Here is an 18,883-nt window from a genome sequence, read left to right as displayed (position 1 = left end):
TGTTGTTCGCGCGAGGCAGGCGGGCCATCTGAGCCGTGCGCGCTGTGCGGCCACGCGGGCCGTGCGTGCCCTACGGGCTACGTGATCTGCGTGAGTCGTGCCCGCCGCGCCAGCCGTGCCCGCCGCGCGGCAGTGTCATCCGCGTCGGCCGTGTGACGCGTGCAGCTATGCGATGCCTACGAGCCCTGTGACCGGCACGAGCCCAATGACCGGCGCGAGCCCGTGACCGACATGAGCCCTATGACTCGTGCGAGCCCTGTGCCCCTCACGACATCTGCCCTCTGTGCCCCGGGCCTGTCCCCCGTATCCCCTGCGCCCCACCCAGCCGTTGCGCCCCATGCCACCCCCACGCCCCACCCCGCCCCCGCACCCCACACAGCCCCCACACCCATGCACCCCCTCGCGACCCCCACACCCCCTACGACCCGCATGACCCGCATGACCCCCGATTCACCCGGGAACCGTCGCGTCCGGCAGGGAAGGCCCCGCTTCGCCGTTCCCTGTGATCACGGCCGCCCGCATACTCGGAGTGTGACCTCACCGGAGCGCTCCGAGACCGTGCACAAGCCCCCCGTGGCCTACGACGCCGTCGTGCTCGCCGGTGGCGCCGCGCGTCGGCTCGGGGGGGTGGACAAACCGGGGGTGCGGGTCGGCGGCCGGGCCCTGCTGGACCGGGTGCTCGGGGCCTGCGCCGACGCCCGGATCACCGTGGTCGTCGCCGATCCCCGCCCCACCGCCCGCCCGGTGGCCTGGGCCCGCGAGGACCCGCCCGGCGGCGGCCCGCTCGCCGCGCTCGACGCGGGCGTCCGGCACGCGGACGCCGACCTGCTCGTGGTCCTCTCCGCCGATCTGCCGTTCCTCCAGGAGCGGACCGTCCGGCGGCTGCTGGACGCCCTGGCGCAGGCCCCGGCGGACGGGGCGCTGCTGACCGACCCCGACGGCCGGGATCAGCCGCTGGTCGCCGCTTACCGCGCGGGACCACTGCGCCGCACCCTCGCCGGCCTCGCCGCCGAGCATGGCGGGAGCCTCACCGGCCTCCCGCTGCGCCGGCTCACCGCCACGCTGGACCTCATCCGGATCGCCGACCCGGTCGCGTCCTTCGACTGCGACACCTGGGACGACATCGCCACCGCCAGGGCACGCATCAGGGAGCATGGGCACGTGCTGGAAGAATGGATCTCCGTAGTCAAGGACGAACTCGGTATCGACCTGGACGTCGACTTCCGCGGTCTGCTCGACGTGGCGCGCGACGCCGCCCACGGGGTGGCCCGCCCGGCGGCCCCGCTGACCACCTTCCTCGTCGGTTACGCAGCCGCGCAGGCAGGCGGCGGCCCGGAGGCGGTCGCCGAGGCGTCCCGCAAGGCCACCGCCCTCGCCCTGCGCTGGGCGGAGGAGAACGCCGACGACAAACCCGGCCAGAAACCCGACGGGAAACCCGGCGAGAAGTCCGGCCAGGAGTCCGGCCAGAAGACCGACGAGCAGCCGGACCAGGAAGCCGCCCCCCAAGCCGACCAGCGGACCGGCCGCCGGACAGGCGAACAGCCTGACACCGGCCACTCGAACCAGGCCGACCCCGCCCCCGGTGCCGCCGGATGACCGCCCCCGCCGCCCGGGACGGCCACGGCGCCCCGGACGCCGACTTCGACGTCGAGGAGGTGCTCGCCCTCGTGAAGCACGCAGGCGACCCCCGCCGGGACCCCTCCGCCGCACCCGCACCCCCCGGCACCCCCGAACCGGCGCCCGCCCCCCACGCCCAGACCCACGCCCAGGCCCGTCACCAGGCCACCCACTGGCCACACGCCCGTGAGACCGCCGCCCGCGCGGCCCGCACCGGCGCCCGGTCCGGCGCCCGCCGCACCCCCGTCGCCGTCCCCCTGGACGCCGCCCTCGGCCTGGTCCTCGCCACCCCCCTCGACGCCCTCACCGACCTCCCGTCCTTCGACACCTCCGCGATGGACGGCTGGGCGGTCGCCGGACCGGGCCCCTGGACGGTCCGGGCGGAAGGCGTGCTGGCCGGACACGCGGCGAGCGAACCCCTCGGCGACGGGGAGGCCGTACGGATCGCGACCGGCGGCCGGATCCCGCCCGACACCACCGCCGTGATCCGCAGCGAGCACGGCCGTCTCGACGGCAAGGACCGGCTCCACCCGACCCGCGAGGTCGGCCACGGCCAGGACATCCGCCCGCGCGGCCAGGAGTGCCGCACCGGGGACCAGTTGCTGCCGCCCGGCACGCTCGTCACCCCCGCGGTCCTCGGCCTCGCCGCGGCGGCCGGTTACGACGCCCTCACCGCCGTCCCCCGCCCCCGCGCCGAGGTGCTGATCCTCGGCGACGAACTGCTCACCGAGGGCCTGCCGCACGACGGGCTGATCCGCGACGCGCTCGGCCCCCTGCTGCCGCCCTGGCTGCGCGCGCTCGGCGCGGAGGTCACCGCCGTGCGACGGCTCGGCGACGACGCCGACGCCCTGCACAAGGCGGTCACCACCTCCGACGCCGACCTGATCGTCACGACCGGCGGCACCGCCTCCGGCCCGGTCGACTTCGTCCACCCCACCCTGGACCGGATCGGCGCCGAACTCCTCGTGGACGGCGTCAAGGTCCGCCCCGGCCACCCCATGCTGCTGGCCCGCATCCGCCCCGACCAGCACCTGGTGGGCCTCCCCGGCAACCCGCTCGCCGCCGTCTCCGGGCTGCTCACCCTCGCCGAGCCACTGCTGCGCACCCTCGCGGCCCGCCCGGCGCCCGAGCCGTACACGCTGCCGCTCCAGGACGCCGTCCAGGGGCATCCGTACGACACCCGGCTGGTGCCGGTGGTGCTGCGCGGGGACGGGGCGGTGCCGCTGCGCTATCACGGTCCGGCGATGCTGCGCGGCATCGCGTCGGCCGACGCGCTGGCCGTCGTACCGCCGGGCGGAGCGGCGGCGGGGCAGGAGACGGAACTGCTGGACCTGCCCTGGGCGAGCGCCGGCATCGCCGCGTGTTTCACGTGAAACATCCCCGCCGGACACCTGCTCGGCCACCATCGACCAGCCGGACACCTGCTCGGCCACCATCGACCGACTACTCGTTCGACTACTCGTTCGACTACTCGACCGGTTGCACCGGCCTGCTCACCGTGATCACCCGGTCCCCCGGCCGCAGTTGGGAGAGCCGCGGGTCGGTGTAGTCGAGGACCTGTTTGTCGCGTACGGCGGCCACCACCAGGTCGGCGCAGTCGCGCGGGGAGCGGCCGATCTCGTCCCGGCGCACGGGCCGGTCGATGAGGTCCAGGCCGCTGCCGAGGGTCATCAGATCCTCCAGCAGCCGGGCCACGGACGGGCTGATCATGGCGACCCCGAGCAGCCGTCCGGCGGAGCTGGAGCTGGTGACCACGGTGTCGGCGCCGCTCTGCTGGAGCAGCGGGACGTTCTCGTCCTCGCGCACGGCGACGACGATGGTGGCGCGCTTGTTGAGCTGGCGGGCGGTGAGGGTGATCAGCGTGGCGGTCTCGTCGCGCTGCGGGGCGACGATCACCTGGGCCGCCGTCTGCACCTCGGCCTTGCGCAGGGTGTCGGTGCGGGTGGCGTCGCCGGTGACCGAGACCAGGCCGTCGTCGGCGGCGGACCCGGCCGCCTTGGGATGGGCGTCCACGACCACGATCCGGTCCCGCTCGATGCCCTGTCCGGTCAGGGTCTGCACGGCGTGCCGGCCCTTGGTGCCGTAGCCGATGACGACGATGTGGTCCCGGGTGCGGGAGCGCCAGCGGTGGATGCGGACCTGCTGGCGGGTGCGCTCGGTGAGCACCTCCAGGGTGGTGCCGACCAGGATGATCAGGAACATCACCCGAAGTGGGGTGATCACGAAGATATTGGTGAGCCGGGCCGCGTCGCTGACCGGGGTGATGTCGCCGTAGCCGGTGGTGGAGAGGGTGACGGTGGCGTAGTAGGCGGCGTCGAGCAGGTCGACCTTGCCGTCGGAGTTGTCGGTGTAGCCGTCGGCGTCGGCGTAGACGATCAGGACCGTCACCACGAGCACCAGCAAGGCCATGGCCAGCCGGCGCAGCACCTGGAGGAGCGGCGGGCTGGCGGTCACGGTGGGCATCGCGATGGACCGGCCGGCCTCCGCGTCGTCGTGGGCCTCGATACGCGAGCGGTACCACAGGGAGCGCAGGATGGGCAGCCGCGTGGTGCGGTGGGGCGGTCGCTCGTCCGCGGTCATCGCGTGCCCCCTGCTGCGGTGATCGTGGCGGTGATCGTTACGGTCGGCCCCATGCTGTCGGACGCTACCCCACGGCCATGACGGCGGCGCGCGACGGAGGGAGCGCGGGGCGTAGGTTCGGGAGCACGGCTCGGACATCGCAGGCTTCGGAGGGGTTCTCGTGCGGGATCATGTGGTGGTCGTCGGGTTCGGCACCAAGGGGCGGTCCGCGATCCGGGCGGTGTGCGCGGCCGGGGTGAGCAAGGACCAGGTGGTGGTCATCGACCCCAGCTCGAAGGCGATCGCGGCGGCGCAGGCCGAGGGTTACGAGGGAGTGGTCGGGGACGCGACCCGCAGCGCGGTGCTGCGCAAGGCCGAGGTGCAGCGGGCCGGGAAGATCATGGTGGCGCCGCAGCAGGACGACACGGCCGTGCTGGTCACCCTCACCGCCCGGCAGCTCAACCCGAACGCGAAGATCGTCGCGTCGGTGCGGGAGGAGGAGAACGCGCCCCTGCTGAGGCACTCCGGCGCGGACGAGGTGATCACCAGCGCGGGCGCGGCGGGCCGGCTGCTGGGCCTGTCCGTGCTCAGCCCGGCCGCCGGGCTGGTCATGGAGGACCTGATGCGGCAGGGCAGCGGGCTGGACATCGTGGAACGCCCGGTCACCCGCGCGGAGACCGGCAAAAAGCCGCGCGAGATCGAGGACCTGGTGGTGAACGTCGTACGCGGGCACCGGGTGCTGGCGTACGACGACGAGGCGGTCGGCACGCTGGAGCTGACGGACCGGGTGATCACGATCGTGCGGGTCGAGCCGACCACGGACGAGGCCCCCGGGTGGATGACCCGGGGGCCGGAACGACGGCCGTAGCACCGTGGGGACCGCGAGGACCGCGGTCGGCTACTTGCGGTTGTAGAGCCGCATGGTGATCGGGCCGAAGACCAGGATCAGCGCGGCGGCCCAGCCCAGCGACCAGGCGACGTCGGCGGCGGGCCAGTCGCCCGCCATCAGATCGCGCACGGCCGAGGCCACATGGGTCACCGGGCTGTTGTTGACGAACGCCTGGAGCCAGCCCGGCATGGTGCTCGGGTTGACGAAGACGTTGGACAGGAAGGTCAGCGGGAAGATCACCATCATGCTGACGCCCATCACCGACTTCTCGCTGCGCAGCATCAGACCGAACATGGTCCAGATCCAGGAGAACGCGAACGCGAAGACGATCAGCAGCGCTATGCCCGCCAGCACGCCGACGACCCCGCCGTCCGGGCGGTAGCCGAGGATGATGCCGACGGTGAGCATCACGATCGAGGCGATCGCGTAGCGCAGGGCGTCGCCCAGCAGATAGCCGACCATGACCGACGGCCGCCAGATCGGCAGGGTGCGGAACCGGTCGAAGACGCCCTTCTCGATATCGGTGTTGACCGAGACGCCCGTGTACATCGTGATCATCACGACCGACATCACCAGGATGCCGGGCAGCAGGAACTGGATGTACTCCTTCGGCGAACCGGCCAGCGCCCCGCCGAACAGGTACGTGTACATCAGCACCATCATGATCGGGAAGGCGGTGACGTCGAAGAGCTGCTCGGGGACGTGCTTGATCTTCAGGATCGCGCGCCAGCCGAAGGTCAGCGACGCCGACCAGGCGCTGGGCCGGGGCGGCCGATCCTTGGCGACCAGCAGGTCGGCCAGCGACTCGGCGCTGACGGGGGCGAGATCCTTGGTGTCCGTGGTCGTCGCGGTGCTCATGCGGCCACTCCGCCTTCCGTCTTCGAAATCTTGCCGTCGTCGGTGTGGGTCTGGGTGTCGTGCCCGGTCAGGGCGAGGAAGACCTCGTCCAGGCTGGGCTGGCCGAGGGAGAAGTTGTCGACCGTGATGCCGCTGCGGGCCAGTTCGGCGAGCGCGCGGGCGGCCTGCTCGGCGCCGCCGTGGCCCCCGGCCGCGCCACCGACGCGGGCGGTCAGCGCCACCGGGTCGGGTTCGAGCTTCACCTCGGCGTCCAGCGCGATCCGCAGCACCTGCTGGGCCTCGGCCCGCTGGGTGGCGTCCCGCAGCCGCAGATGCACCGAGCCGGCCCCGACGGACGCCTTCAGTTCGCCCTTGGTGCCCTCCGCGATCACCTTGCCCCGGTCGATCACCGCGATGCGGGACGCCAGCTGATCGGCCTCGTCCAGATACTGCGTGGTCAGCAGCACGGTGGTGCCGTGGGCGACGACCGCGCGGACGATGTCCCACACCTGATTGCGGCTGCGTGGGTCGAGCCCGGTGGTCGGCTCGTCGAGGAAGAGCAGATCCGGCGTGTTGAGGATGGAGGCGGCGATGTCGATCCGCCGCCGCATCCCGCCGGAGTAGTTCTTGACCTGCTTCCCGGCGGCCTCGCTCAGTCCGAACGCCTCCAGGAGCTGATCGGCGCGCGCCTGCGCGGCCCTCTTGCCGTGACCGAGGAGACGGCCCAGCAGCACGAGGTTCTCGCTGCCGGTCAGGTCCTCGTCCACGGAGGCGTACTGCCCGGTGAGGCTGACCCGCGCGCGCACCGCGTCGGCCTCCCGTACGACGTCGTGGCCGAAGACGCGCGCGTTGCCGCCGTCGGGCCGGAGCAGCGTCGCGAGCATTTTCACGGTGGTGGTCTTACCGGCGCCGTTCGGGCCGAGAACGCCATAGACCGTGCCGGTGGGCACCGCGAGGTCGACACCGTCGACGGCCTTGGTCTCGCCGAACGTCTTCACCAGACCGGCGGTCTCGATCGCGAGCCCGGAGGTCGACTTACTCATGGTGGGATGTCCTTCCGGAGGTCCTTCCCCGTTCATGGGTTACGCATGGGAAGACCTTTACCGTGACTCAAACTCATCGGTTCCGCACAGCCTTTTTCCCGGGGACCCGACCAAAGGTGTAGCGGGGGAGAACGGTCCTAGGTCCGGGGGACCAGGGAAGGCGAGGCCCGCACACCCCCACTGTCGGCAAGCACGGTGGCAGCCGGAGCCGCTGGCGGTAGCGTCGGGCCCATGCATGCGATCACGATTTCTGAACCCGGTGGGCCCGAGGCGCTCGTGTGGGGCGAGGTCTCCGATCCGGTGCCCGGCGAGGGCGAGGTGCTGGTCGAGGTGGCGGCCAGCGCCGTCAACCGCGCCGACATCCTCCAGCGCCAGGGCTTCTACAACCCCCCGCCCGGCGCCTCTCCCCACCCCGGCCTGGAGTGTTCCGGGCGGATCTCCGCCCTCGGCACCGGCGTCTCCGGCTGGGCCGTCGGCGACGAGGTGTGCGCCCTGCTCGCGGGCGGCGGCTACGCCGAGAAGGTCGCCGTCCCCGCCGGACAGCTGCTGCCCCTCCCGGCCGGCGTCGACCTCACCCAGGCCGCCGCCCTCCCCGAGGTGACCTGCACGGTCTGGTCCAACGTCTTCATGATCTCCCACCTGCGCCCCGGCGAGACCCTCCTCGTGCACGGCGGATCCAGCGGCATCGGCACCATGGCCATCCAGCTCGCCAAGGCCGTCGGCGCCCGGGTCGCCGTCACCGCCGGCACCAAGGAGAAGCTGGAGCGCTGCGCCGAACTCGGCGCCGACATCCTCGTCAACTACCGCGACCAGGACTTCGTGGAAGAGGTCAAGAAGGCCACCGACGGCGCCGGTGCCGACGTCATCCTCGACAACATGGGCGCGAAATACCTCGACCGCAACGTCCGCACCCTCGCCGTCAACGGCCGCCTCGCGATCATCGGCCTCCAGGGCGGCGTCAAAGCCGAACTCAACCTCTCCGCCCTTCTCACCAAACGCGCCGCCATCAGCGCGACCTCCCTGCGCGCCCGCCCGCTCGGCGAGAAGGCGGCCATCGTGGCCGCCGTCCGCGAGCACGTCTGGCCGCTGCTCGCCGCCGGCCGGGTCCGCCCCGTCGTCGACCGCGAACTGCCCATGCACGAGGCCCCGGCCGCCCACCGGGTGGTCGAGGCCAGCGGCCACATCGGCAAGGTCCTGCTGGTCACGCCCTCCTGAGCCCCTACCCCCCCATCCCCTCCCATCCCTCTCACCCCCGCCGCAGCCGCAGCCCCACGAAGGCGAGGCCGAGCCCGAGCCCGATCAGCACCAGCCCGCTTCCCAGCGGCAGGATTTGAGGCACGGGCCCGGCCCGCCGCCCACCGTCCCCCACCTCGTCCGCAGCGCCGGCGTCTCCATCCGCCCCATCAGCCCCACCCTCTCCACCCTCCCCACCCGGCTTCTTCACCGGAGCGGAGACCAGCGGGCTCGCCACCGGCACCTCGGGCACCCCGGCCGCCGTCTCACCCACCTCCGTCTCACCCATCTCCCGCCCCGGCCGCTGCCGCCCCTCCCCGGGCAGACTCCCGGCCCGGCTCTCCCCGGCGAGGGGCCCGCTCCCGGTACCCGAAGGCCGGGGCCGCGCCCGCTCGGCATACGGGACCGGAGTGTCGTACGGCACCATCGCCCCGTACGCCACCATGGGCTCGGACGACACCATGGGCTCGGACGACACCCCCGCAGCCCTCCCGGCACCGACGCCCCCACCGGCATCCGTGGTGGCCACCGCCCCCCACCCCACCCCCACGCACAGCACCACCGCCCCGAGCCCCAACCGCACCCGGGACCCGACCGATGGCCTGGACGGCACGGGAGGCGTCACGGGACAAGCGTCACATCCGGCGCACAGACCGGCATTTCCAAGGCGTCCGACGGGGCGAAGCGCCGGTTCGGCCCGCATGGGGGGCGGCACGGTGATGAGGTGTACGGGTGCGAGAGAATGACGGCATGGAAATGCCGAGAAACGATAGGTCGCCGGAGAACGCCCAGCGGATCCTGGTCGTGGGCCAGGACGGCATGGCACTCGGCGGCGGAGACGACGAACCCCGAGAGATCCCGGTCACCGAGCAGGTCGAACAGCCGGCGAAGGTCATGCGGATCGGCAGCATGATCAAGCAGCTCCTGGAGGAGGTGCGCGCGGCTCCGCTGGACGAGGCGAGCCGGGTACGGCTGAAGGAGATCCACGCCAGCTCGGTGAAGGAGCTGGAGGACGGCCTGGCGCCGGAGCTGGTCGAGGAGCTGGAGCGGCTCTCCCTGCCCTTCACGGACGAGGGCACCCCCTCCGACGCGGAACTGCGGATCGCGCAGGCCCAGCTGGTCGGCTGGCTGGAGGGTCTCTTCCACGGGATCCAGACCACGCTGTTCGCCCAGCAGATGGCCGCGCGGGCCCAGCTGGAGCAGATGCGCCGCGCGCTGCCCCCGGGCGCCGGGCCGGAGGGCGATGACCCGCACACGGGCGGCCCGTACCTCTGAGGACCCTGCCCCGAAGTACCCCCGTACACCACTGACACCTCAGACAAAGGGCCCGGCGGCCAACCCCGCCGGGCCTTGCTCATGACCCCACGACTTCCCGAGGCTCCCGCGAAGCCCCCCCTACGCCGGATTCCCCGTGGACACACTCAGCTGGATCTCCGGCATGTCCTCCGGGTCCACATCCGTCCCCGGCGCCGGGAACTGCTGCATGACCGCGCCCTCGCCGTACGTGTTCTCGTCGACGCTCTCCAGCTTCTGCCCCCAGCCCGCCGCCTGGAGGCACTTCTTCACCGAGTCGATGTGCTTGTACCGGAAGTCCGGCATCTGGATCATGTCCGGGTCGTTGTACGCCTCTTCCGGCTCGGTGCACTCGGTGCTGTCGATCGTCTTGGCCGGGTCCGGCCCCCGGTAGCCCGGCTCCGCCGACGCCGACACGGACGCGCTCGCGTCGCCCTCGCCGGCGGGTTCGCCCCCGCCCGGGTCGCGCAGCGCGAGCGCCGCGACCAGGCCGCCGATCGCCAGCAGCGCCACCACGACCGAACCGATGATCACCGGCCGGTTGCCCCGCCCCCCGCCGGAGCCGGGCGCGGGCTGCTGCGGGTTGATCCGGTACGGCGGTGGCGTCGACGGCGGGCCCGGCTGCGGGGCGTATCCCGCGGGCGGCGTCTGGTACCCGCCCTGCTGCGGATACCCGTACGCCGGGGAATGCGCGGGACCGGGGGCAGGGGCCGGAGCGCCGTACGGATGCGGCGGCTGCTGCTGCGGCGGGATCGGCTGGTACGGCAGCTGGACGCCACCGGGATGCCCCTGAAGCCCCGGCCCGCCTGGCTGGCCCTGGTGGCCCGGATACCCCTGGGATACCGGGGCGCCGCTCTGGCCGACCGGTGGGAAGACGGCCGAGCCGACGCCCGCGCCGCTCTGGCCGGGGGCGCCCGGCACGATGTTCGGCGGGGTGGCCTGGAAGGAGGCGGCGACCCGCAGACACTCGTCCCGCATCGATTCGGCGGTCGGGAAACGCTCGTTCGGGTTCTTCTTCAGCGCGCGGGTGATCAGCGCGTCCACGGCCGGCGGCAGCGCCCGGTTGACCGAGGAGGCGAGGACCGGCTCCTCCTGCACATGCGCGTACGCGATGGCCAGCGGCGAGTCCGCCTCGAACGGCAGCCGCCCGGTGACCAGCTGGAACAGCATGATCCCGACCGAGTAGAGGTCGGAGCGGGCGTCCACCGCGCGCCCGAGGGCCTGCTCCGGCGACAGATACTGCGGGGTGCCCACGACCATGCCGGTCTGGGTCATCGACGTCACACCGGACTGCATGGCCCGCGCGATGCCGAAGTCCATCACCTTGATCACATGCCGCTTGGTCACCATGACATTGCCGGGCTTGATGTCCCGGTGGACCAGCCCCATCTCATGGCTGATCTCCAGCGCCGCGAGCACATCCGCGGTGATCCTCAGCGCCCGGTCGGCGGGCATCGCGCCGAACCGCCGCACGTCCTCGTCGAGCACGGAACCGAGCGGGCGGCCCTCGACGTACTCCATGACGATGTACGGGGTCGTCATCCCGTCGACATCGTCCTCGCCGGTGTCGAAGACCGAGACGATATTGGTGTGCGTGAGCTTCGCCACCGCCTGGGCCTCGCGGCGGAACCGCTCGCGGAATGCCTGTTCGCGTCCGAGATCGGTGTGCAGGGTCTTGACCGCGACCTGCCGGTCGAGCACCGCGTCGTAGGCGAGATGGACCGAGGCCATTCCGCCCTGGCCGAGCAGATCGCGCAGCTGATAACGCCCGCCCGCGAGCGCCCGCCCCGCATACCGGCCCTGAGCGCCGTCCTGCTGGCTCATTTTTCCGCGTCCCCCATGGCCGCCGTGAACCCCATGGCCCCCGTGAACCCCACGGCCCGCATGGCCCCACGCCCCCGTCCGCACAGGCGGCAGCGGCCGTGCTCCCCGCGATCCGCCGGTGATCGAATGTGTTATTCCCGGCCAAGTCTGCCCGAGGGCACTGACACGTCAAGTGAGGTGCCCGTTCCGTGACCGTACGCGGGGCAAGAGCCGCGCAAGCGTTACCGCGTCTCTACCACCGGTGCACAGGATTTGCACGACGATATGGCCGCGGGGTTTCATGGCCGGTCCCCCGGCGAGCGGCACCAGGGCCGTACGGGCCCGTTCGGTGAATCCCCGCATCTCCGCGGGCCGGTTCGGGGCGCCCGTCTCGCACCGATGGCCTACGTGGAGGCTGTAGCGTGGCCGACGGAGACCGTGACAACACCGCGCGCACCGCGGGCAGAAACGACGGCGAGGACTGATGGCACAGCAGCGCGCTCAGGGCCCGTCCGACCCCGAGGCGGCGGGCGGCGGTATGTCGGACGCGCCGGACATGTGGGGTAACGGCGGATTGGTCGGCGATGGCCGGTACCGGCTGACCGGCAGGCTCGGCCGGGGCGGCATGGCCGAGGTGTTCGCGGCCGAGGATGTACGCCTGGGGCGGACCGTCGCCGTGAAGCTGCTGCGTTCCGATCTCGCCGAGGACCCGGTGTCCAAGGCCCGCTTCACCCGCGAGGCCCAGTCGGTGGCCGGGCTCAACCACCACGCCATCGTCGCCGTGTACGACTCCGGCGAGGACATGATGGGCGGCCAGAGTGTGCCGTACATCGTGATGGAGCTGGTAGAGGGGCGCACGATCCGTGATCTGCTGCTCAACGCCGAGGCGCCGGGCCCGGAGCAGGCGCTGATCATCGTCTCCGGCGTCCTGGAGGCGCTCGCCTACTCCCACCAGCACGGCATCGTGCACCGCGACATCAAGCCCGCCAACGTGATCATCACCCACAACGGCGCCGTCAAGGTGATGGACTTCGGCATCGCCCGCGCCCTGCACGGCGCGTCCACGACGATGACGCAGACCGGCATGGTCATGGGCACGCCCCAGTACCTCTCGCCCGAGCAGGCGCTCGGCAAGGCCGTCGACCACCGCTCCGACCTGTACGCGACCGGCTGCCTGCTCTACGAACTCCTCGCGCTGCGTCCGCCGTTCATCGGCGAGACCCCGCTGTCGGTGGTCTACCAGCACGTCCAGGACATCCCGACCCCGCCGTCCGAGGTCTCCGACGCCTCGCCGCCGGAACTCGACGGGCTCGCCATGCGCGCCCTCGCCAAGGAGCCCGACGACCGCTTCCAGACCGCCGAGGAGATGCGCGGCCTGGTCCAGTACGGGCTCCAGATGCTGTACGACCAGGGCGGCCACACCGGCACCTGGAACACCGGCCCGGTGGCCGCCCACGACGGCCGGCACACCCCGCCGATGGGCACGGCCGGCACCGCGGCGCTGTCGCACCCCAGCGACGGCACCTCGCAGATCCCGCAGCCGATCATCCCGCCGTACGGCGGCGGCCGGGACGACGGCGGTTTCGAGGGACACGGCAACCGCGGGCGGGGCTCCGGCAAGCTCTGGATACTCGCGGTGCTCGGCGTCGTCGCGATCGTCGCGGGCGTGGCCCTGGCGCTGAACAACGGCAACTCCGCGGGTGACTCACCCTCCACCACCCAGTCGCCGACCACCTCGCAGACCAGCGAGGAGAGCACGCCGAGCGAGTCGCCGAGCGACGAGGCGACCGAGCAGCCCACGGAGAGCAACACACAGGAGGAGGACGGCTCCGGCCAGGACTGGGAGTACACCCCCTCCCAGGAGCCGACGCACACGCCGTCCGAGGAGCCCACGGACACGGAGCCGACGGACACAGAGCCGACGCAGACCGAGACGACGGACCCGGGACCGACGGAGTCCGAGACGACGGACCCGGGACCGACGGAGTCCGAGACGGGCGGCACGGATCCCCCGCCGACCACCGAGGGTCCGCTCGACCCCCTCGGCGACTGACGGGGCCGACCGGCACACGATTGATCCCACGCGCGCGCGGGGCCCTGGAAACAGGCCCTACGCGCGCGTGGCGCGTTCTACGGCCCTACGGGCCGAACTGCCGGCGCAGCCCGTCGTCCGTCGAGTGGACCGTGGCGAACTGGGGGGTCACGCTCAGATAGACCGGCTCGTAGGGCCGGCCGTCGACCGCGCGCGGGGCGGGGCCCAGGCGGTCGAGTTCGGCGGCGCTCGGATCGGCCGCCTCGCACGCGCCCACGATCTGCACGGACCACTGGCCGCCGGGTGTCGGGGGACGGACCGGGTCCACGCTGTCGGCGCCATAGGCGACGACCTGGCCCACACACGCCTGGGGGTAGCCGTGGCGGCCGTGCATCCGCAGCAGCACCCGCCCGCGGCTCACGATGTGCCGCGCGGGCACCAGAAAGGGCAGCGCGCGCATACTGGCCGCCACCCGGCCGTAGTCGATACGGCCGAGGAGGTCGGTGGCGAGGGACATGTCGGCCGGCGCGTTCTCGGTGGGCATCTGACCACTGTGTGCGACGGGGAGGGGCCGGGATAGGGGCGGCGGCCCCGAGCAGGAAGGGACGTAAGTCCCGAGCCGGACGAGCCGGACGAGCCGGACGGACAGGGGCAGGGGCAGGGGCCGGGGCCGTTCCGGTCAGTGTCTCTCGGCCTGTATGCGGGCGACATAGGCGGCGGCCTGGGAACGCCGCTGCATGCCCAGCTTGGAGAGCAGGCTGGAGACGTAGTTCTTGATCGTCTTCTCGGCGAGGTGCAATTGCTCGCCGATCTGCCGGTTGGTGAGCCCTTCCCCGATCAGGTCGAGGATGCGGCGCTCCTGGTCGGTGAGGCGGGCGAGGCGTTCGTCGCCCCTGGCGCCGCCGTCGCGCAGCCGCTCCAGCACCCGCGCGGTGGCCGCCGGGTCGAGCAGCGACTTGCCGGCCGCCACGTCCCGTACGGCACTCAGCAACTCGCCGCCCCGGATGGCCTTGAGGACATACCCGGAGGCGCCCGCCATGATCGCGTCGAAGAGGGCCTCGTCGTCGGCGTACGAGGTCAGCATGAGACAGCGCACGGACCGGTCCCGGGAGCGGATCTCGCGGCACACCTCGACGCCGCTGCCGTCCGGGAGCCGTACGTCGAGCACCGCCACATCGGGCCGGGTGGCCGGGATGCGGGCCAGGGCCTCGGCGGCCGTGCCGGCCTCGCCGACCACCTCGATGTCCTCCTCCACGGCGAGCAGCTCATGTACGCCACGCCGGACCACTTCGTGATCGTCAAGGAGAAATACCCTGATTTTTCCGTCTTCGTACACGCGGTCAGTCTCACATACGAACCCTTCCCGTGCCCGGCCTGGGCGGGATAACGTGCCGTTGTCCCGACCCCCTGCGACGCTGTTGACCAGGACTTGTTCCCGTCTTTCCGGATTTACTTGGAAATCCAAGCAAAATCCCAGGTCAGATGGGGTTTCCCAGAAATGTGGAGCACTGGGTAACGTGAGCGTCGCGGGGTGCTCGCCGGGGCACCTGTCACGCCTGCTTCTCCGACCGGCCGCACACCACCCCGTGCACCGGCCGGACAGCAGGTGAGCCTCCCCCAGGCTCCCGAAAGGAGCTGGGGGGACACCCAGCACCCGGCGAACCCGGGTACGCCGGACCGACGGAGGAGCACGAGTGACCGTGGAGAGCACTGCCGCGCGGAAGCCGCGACGCAGCGCCGGTACCAAGAGCACGGCCGGTAAGCGATCGACCCGGACGTCACCGGGAGCCGAGCCCGAACTGGTGCAGTTGCTGACACCCGAGGGTAAACGCGTCAAGAACGCCGAGTACGACAAGTACGTCGCCGACCTCACCCCCGAAGCCCTGCGCGGTCTGTACCGCGACATGGTCCTGACCCGGCGCTTCGACGCCGAGGCCACCACTCTCCAGCGCCAGGGCGAGCTGGGCCTGTGGGCCTCGCTGCTCGGCCAGGAGGCCGCCCAGATCGGCTCCGGCCGGGCCCTGCGCGACGACGACTACGTCTTCCCGACCTACCGCGAGCACGGCGTCGCCTGGTGCCGGGGCGTCGACCCGACCAATCTGCTCGGCATGTTCCGGGGCGTCAACAATGGCGGCTGGGACCCGAACACCAACAACTTCCACCTCTACACCATCGTCATCGGCTCCCAGGCCCTGCACGCCACCGGCTACGCCATGGGCATCGCCAAGGACGGCGCCGACTCCGCCGTCATCGCCTACTTCGGCGACGGCGCGAGCAGCCAGGGCGATGTCGCCGAGTCCTTCACCTTCGCGGCGGTCTACAACGCGCCCGTGGTGTTCTTCTGCCAGAACAACCAGTGGGCGATCTCCGAGCCCACCGAGAAGCAGACCCGGGTCCCGCTCTACCAGCGCGCCCAGGGCTTCGGCTTCCCCGGCGTCCGGGTCGACGGCAACGACGTCCTCGCCTGTCTCGCGGTCACCAAGGCGGCCCTTGCGCGGGCCCGCGACGGTGAGGGGCCGACCCTGGTCGAGGCGTACACGTACCGGATGGGCGCGCACACCACCAACGACGACCCGACCCGTTACCGCGCCGACGACGAGCGGGCCGCCTGGGAGGCGAAGGACCCGATCCTGCGCCTGCGCCGCCATCTGGAGTCCGCAAACCACACGGACGACGGATTCTTCGCGGAACTCGAAGCGGAGAGCGAGGCGTTGGGCAGACGAGTACGCGAAGTGATCCGGACCATGCCGGACCCGGACCATTTCGCCATCTTCGAGAATGTGTACGCGGACGGACACGCGCTGGTCGACGAGGAGCGCGCCCAGTTCGCCGCCTACCAGGCGTCGTTCGCCGACGCGCAGGACGGGGTCTGAGATGGCGGTCGAGAAGCTGCCCCTGGGCAGGGCGATCAACGCGTCGCTGCGGCGCGCACTGGAGTCGGACCCCAAGGTCCTCATCATGGGCGAGGACGTCGGCAAGCTCGGCGGTGTCTTCCGGGTCACCGACGGCCTCCAGAAGGACTTCGGTGAGAGCCGGGTCATCGACACCCCGCTCGCCGAGTCCGGCATCGTCGGCACCGCGATCGGTCTCGCCCTGCGCGGCTACCGCCCGGTGGTGGAGATCCAGTTCGACGGGTTCGTCTTCCCGGCCTACGACCAGATCGTCACCCAGCTCGCCAAGATGCACGCCCGCGCGCTGGGCAAGATCAAGCTGCCGGTCGTGATCCGGATCCCCTACGGCGGTGGCATCGGCGCGGTCGAGCACCACTCCGAGTCCCCGGAGTCCCTGTTCGCGCATGTGGCGGGCCTGAAGGTGGTCTCCCCGTCGAACGCGTCGGACGCGTACTGGATGCTCCAGCAGGCCATCCAGAGCGACGACCCGGTGATCTTCTTCGAGCCCAAGCGGCGGTACTGGGACAAGGGCGAGGTCAATGCCGAGGCCATCCCCGGCCCGCTGCACAAGGCGCGGGTGGTCCGCGAGGGCACCGATCTGACGCTCGCGGCGTACGGCCCGATGGTCAAGCTCTGCCAGGAGGTCGCCGACGCGGCGGCCGAGGAGGGCAAGTCCCTGGAGATCCTCGATCTGCGCTCGGTCTCCCCGCTGGACTTCGACGCGATCCAGACCTCGGTGGAGCGGACCCGCCGCCTGGTCGTGGTCCATGAGGCGCCGGTGTTCTTCGGCTCCGGCGCGGAGATCGCCGCGCGGATCACGGAGCGCTGCTTCTACCACCTGGAGGCCCCGGTCCTGCGCGTGGGCGGCTACCACGCGCCGTATCCGCCGGCCCGCCTGGAGGAGGAGTACCTCCCGGGCCTGGACCGGGTGCTCGACGCCGTCGACCGCGCCTTGGCGTACTGAGGAGAGGGTCGTGACGACGATGACCGAAGGGTCCGTACGCGAATTCAAGATGCCGGACGTGGGCGAGGGGCTCACCGAGGCCGAGATCCTCAAGTGGTACGTCCAGGTGGGCGACACGGTGACCGACGGCCAGGTGGTCTGCGAGGTCGAGACCGCCAAGGCCGCGGTGGAACTGCCCATCCCCTACGACGGGGTGGTCAGCGGCCTGCACTTCCCCGAGGGTACGACGGTGGATGTGGGCACGCCGATCATCGCGGTGGCGGTGGCGGTGGCCGGCGGGGGGGCTCCTGCGGGGGCTCCTGGGGTATCCGGGGTACCTGGGGTATCCGAGGTTCCCGAGGTATCCGCCCCCGTCGCCGGACCGGCGAAGCCGGAGGAGCGTCAGGCGGTCCTGGTCGGCTACGGAGTGGCGGCGTCCGCCACCCGTCGGCGCCCCCGCAAGGGCACCCCCGAGAGCGGGTCCGGCGCGGCGGCGGCGATCCAGGGCGAGTGGAGCGGCCATGGCCCGGCGACGCCGGTCGAGGCCCCACCGGCCGCCCAGGTGACTCCGACGGCCCCCGCAGCCCCGTCGGCTCCGGCAGCCGCGTCGGCCCAGTTGGCCCAGGCGACCCCCGCCCAGCGCCCCCGCCCGCTGGCCAAGCCGCCGGTCCGCAAGCTGGCGAAGGATCTGGGGGTGGATCTGACGACCGTGGCCCCGTCGGGCCCGGACGGCATCATCACCCGCGAGGACGTCCACGCGGCGGCGACCCCGCCCGCACCGGCCCCGCAGATCCCGGCCCCCGCCCCGCAGGTCCAGGCCCCGCAGGTCCAGGCCCCGCAGGTCCAGGCCCCGCAGATCCAGGTGCCGCAGCCCCTGCCCTCCACCGACTCCCCCCGGGAGACCCGCGTTCCCGTTCGGGGCGTCCGCAAGGCGACGGCGGCGGCGATGGTCGGTTCGGCGTTCACGGCGCCGCATGTCACGGAGTTCGTGACGGTCGACGTGACCCGGACGATGCGCCTGGTGGAAGACCTGAAGCAGGACAAGGAGTTCACCGGCCTGCGCGTGAACCCCCTCCTCCTGATCGCCAAGGCCCTCCTCGTGGCGATCCGCCGCAACCCGGACATCAGCGCGTCCTGGGACGAGGCGGCCCAGGAGATCGTGCTCAAGCACTACGTCAATCTGGGCATCGCCGCGGCCACGCCCCGTGGCCTGCTCGTCCCGAACATCAAGGACGCCCAGGCCCAGACCCTGCCCCAACTCGCCCGGTCGCTGGGCGAACTGGTGTCCACGGCCCGCGACGGCAAGACCTCCCCCGCGGCCATGCAGGGCGGCACGGTCACCATCACCAACGTCGGCGTCTTCGGCGTCGACACCGGCACGCCGATCCTGAACCCCGGCGAGTCCGCGATCCTCGCGGTGGGCGCGATCAAGCTCCAGCCGTGGGTCCACAAGGGCAAGGTCAAGCCCCGTCAGGTCACCACCCTCGCCCTGTCCTTCGACCACCGCCTGGTCGACGGCGAACTGGGCTCCAAGGTCCTGGCGGACGTGGCGGCGGTCCTGGAACAGCCGAAACGGCTGATGACCTGGACCTAGGAGGAGCGGGAAAGGCGGTGACCGCGCGGATCAGCGCGGTCACCGCCCCCCCCCGCACCCCCGCCCCCCACCCCCCCGCCGCCCCCCGCCCCCGGCCCCCCCGGCCCCCGGGTGGGGGGGGGCTACGTAAAAGGCCGCCCCCGCCCCGG

General features: G+C 72.1%; 15 protein-coding genes and 1 pseudogene. 9 read left to right on the top strand and 7 right to left on the bottom strand.

Annotated elements, in window-relative coordinates; translation table 11 throughout:
* Nucleotides 1–531 precede the first annotated feature (531 nt).
* Nucleotides 532–1,596, top strand: coding sequence for an NTP transferase domain-containing protein (locus ACFRFC_RS12310; RefSeq protein WP_382682772.1), 1,065 nt, complete (start codon nucleotides 532–534; stop codon nucleotides 1,594–1,596).
* Nucleotides 1,593–2,990, top strand: a complete 1,398-nt coding sequence (locus ACFRFC_RS12305; RefSeq protein WP_382682774.1) for a molybdopterin molybdotransferase MoeA — start codon at nucleotides 1,593–1,595, stop codon at nucleotides 2,988–2,990. Before ACFRFC_RS12310 ends, ACFRFC_RS12305 begins: the two co-directional genes overlap by 4 nt.
* Nucleotides 2,991–3,084: 94 nt before the next feature.
* Here the strand turns inward: ACFRFC_RS12305 and ACFRFC_RS12300 are convergent, their stop codons facing one another.
* Nucleotides 3,085–4,197, bottom strand: coding sequence for a potassium channel family protein (locus ACFRFC_RS12300; RefSeq protein ID WP_382682776.1), 1,113 nt, complete (start codon nucleotides 4,195–4,197; stop codon nucleotides 3,085–3,087).
* Nucleotides 4,198–4,357: 160 nt separating this feature from the next.
* Here ACFRFC_RS12300 and ACFRFC_RS12295 point away from each other — a divergent pair.
* Nucleotides 4,358–5,044 (top strand): annotated as a pseudogene (locus ACFRFC_RS12295) (potassium channel family protein); the annotation flags it as partial.
* A 30-nt stretch (nucleotides 5,045–5,074) separates the two neighbouring features.
* On the opposite strand, the gene ACFRFC_RS12290 reads toward ACFRFC_RS12295, so the two are convergent.
* Together ACFRFC_RS12290 and ACFRFC_RS12285 are read right to left on the bottom strand one after the other, a co-directional pair.
* Entirely contained in the window at nucleotides 5,075–5,923 is an 849-nt protein-coding gene (locus tag ACFRFC_RS12290) for an ABC transporter permease (protein WP_382682778.1), read from the bottom strand.
* A complete protein-coding gene (locus tag ACFRFC_RS12285) occupies nucleotides 5,920–6,945 on the bottom strand; it encodes an ATP-binding cassette domain-containing protein (RefSeq protein ID WP_382682781.1) in 1,026 nt (341 codons plus the stop codon). The genes ACFRFC_RS12290 and ACFRFC_RS12285 overlap by 4 nt, the downstream gene beginning before the upstream one ends.
* Before the next feature lie 231 nt (nucleotides 6,946–7,176).
* Here ACFRFC_RS12285 and ACFRFC_RS12280 point away from each other — a divergent pair, with 231 nt between their 5' ends.
* Nucleotides 7,177–8,160, top strand: coding sequence for an NAD(P)H-quinone oxidoreductase (locus ACFRFC_RS12280; RefSeq protein WP_382682783.1), 984 nt, complete (start codon nucleotides 7,177–7,179; stop codon nucleotides 8,158–8,160).
* Nucleotides 8,161–8,191: 31 nt separating this feature from the next.
* Here ACFRFC_RS12280 and ACFRFC_RS12275 read toward each other — a convergent pair whose 3' ends face one another.
* Nucleotides 8,192–8,707, bottom strand: coding sequence for a hypothetical protein (locus ACFRFC_RS12275; RefSeq protein ID WP_382682786.1), 516 nt, complete (start codon nucleotides 8,705–8,707; stop codon nucleotides 8,192–8,194).
* Nucleotides 8,708–8,928: 221 nt separating this feature from the next.
* On the opposite strand from ACFRFC_RS12275, the gene ACFRFC_RS12270 reads away from it, so the two are divergent.
* The gene (locus tag ACFRFC_RS12270; protein WP_382682788.1) at nucleotides 8,929–9,453 is read left to right on the top strand and encodes a bacterial proteasome activator family protein; all 525 of its coding nucleotides are present in this window, start codon (nucleotides 8,929–8,931) and stop codon (nucleotides 9,451–9,453) included.
* Nucleotides 9,454–9,573: 120 nt separating this feature from the next.
* Here the strand turns inward: ACFRFC_RS12270 and ACFRFC_RS12265 are convergent, their stop codons facing one another.
* Entirely contained in the window at nucleotides 9,574–11,295 is a 1,722-nt protein-coding gene (locus tag ACFRFC_RS12265) for a protein kinase (RefSeq protein ID WP_382682791.1), read from the bottom strand.
* A 460-nt stretch (nucleotides 11,296–11,755) separates the two neighbouring features.
* Here ACFRFC_RS12265 and ACFRFC_RS12260 point away from each other — a divergent pair, with 460 nt between their 5' ends.
* Nucleotides 11,756–13,327 carry a protein kinase gene (locus ACFRFC_RS12260; protein WP_382682893.1) on the top strand — a complete coding sequence of 524 codons (1,572 nt, stop codon included), beginning with the start codon at nucleotides 11,756–11,758 and terminating at the stop codon, nucleotides 13,325–13,327.
* 85 nt (nucleotides 13,328–13,412) lie between these two features.
* Here the strand turns inward: ACFRFC_RS12260 and ACFRFC_RS12255 are convergent, their stop codons facing one another.
* Nucleotides 13,413–13,850, bottom strand: a complete 438-nt coding sequence (locus ACFRFC_RS12255) for a pyridoxamine 5'-phosphate oxidase family protein (RefSeq protein WP_382682794.1) — start codon at nucleotides 13,848–13,850, stop codon at nucleotides 13,413–13,415.
* A gap of 135 nt (nucleotides 13,851–13,985) precedes the next feature.
* Entirely contained in the window at nucleotides 13,986–14,642 is a 657-nt protein-coding gene (locus ACFRFC_RS12250; RefSeq protein ID WP_382682797.1) for a response regulator, read from the bottom strand.
* Nucleotides 14,643–15,000: 358 nt separating this feature from the next.
* Here ACFRFC_RS12250 and pdhA point away from each other — a divergent pair, with 358 nt between their 5' ends.
* Genes pdhA through ACFRFC_RS12235 form a run of 3 tightly spaced genes read left to right on the top strand, consistent with a single transcriptional unit; the run spans nucleotide 15,001 to nucleotide 18,734 of the window.
* Nucleotides 15,001–16,179: a pyruvate dehydrogenase (acetyl-transferring) E1 component subunit alpha gene (pdhA, locus tag ACFRFC_RS12245; RefSeq protein WP_382682799.1), complete on the top strand. Its 1,179-nt coding sequence runs from the start codon at nucleotides 15,001–15,003 to the stop codon at nucleotides 16,177–16,179.
* A gap of 1 nt (nucleotide 16,180) precedes the next feature.
* Nucleotides 16,181–17,161: an alpha-ketoacid dehydrogenase subunit beta gene (locus tag ACFRFC_RS12240; RefSeq protein WP_382682801.1), complete on the top strand. Its 981-nt coding sequence runs from the start codon at nucleotides 16,181–16,183 to the stop codon at nucleotides 17,159–17,161.
* Between the two features lie 10 nt (nucleotides 17,162–17,171).
* Nucleotides 17,172–18,734: a dihydrolipoamide acetyltransferase family protein gene (locus tag ACFRFC_RS12235; protein WP_382682803.1), complete on the top strand. Its 1,563-nt coding sequence runs from the start codon at nucleotides 17,172–17,174 to the stop codon at nucleotides 18,732–18,734.
* The last annotated feature ends 149 nt before the right edge of the window (nucleotides 18,735–18,883 follow it).

The organism is Streptomyces sp. NPDC056734 (assembly GCF_042790455.1).
Taxonomy (GTDB): Bacteria; Actinomycetota; Actinomycetes; order Streptomycetales; family Streptomycetaceae; genus Streptomyces.
Note: the sequence above shows the minus strand (reverse complement) of the source record. Positions and strands in the feature narration are given on the sequence as shown.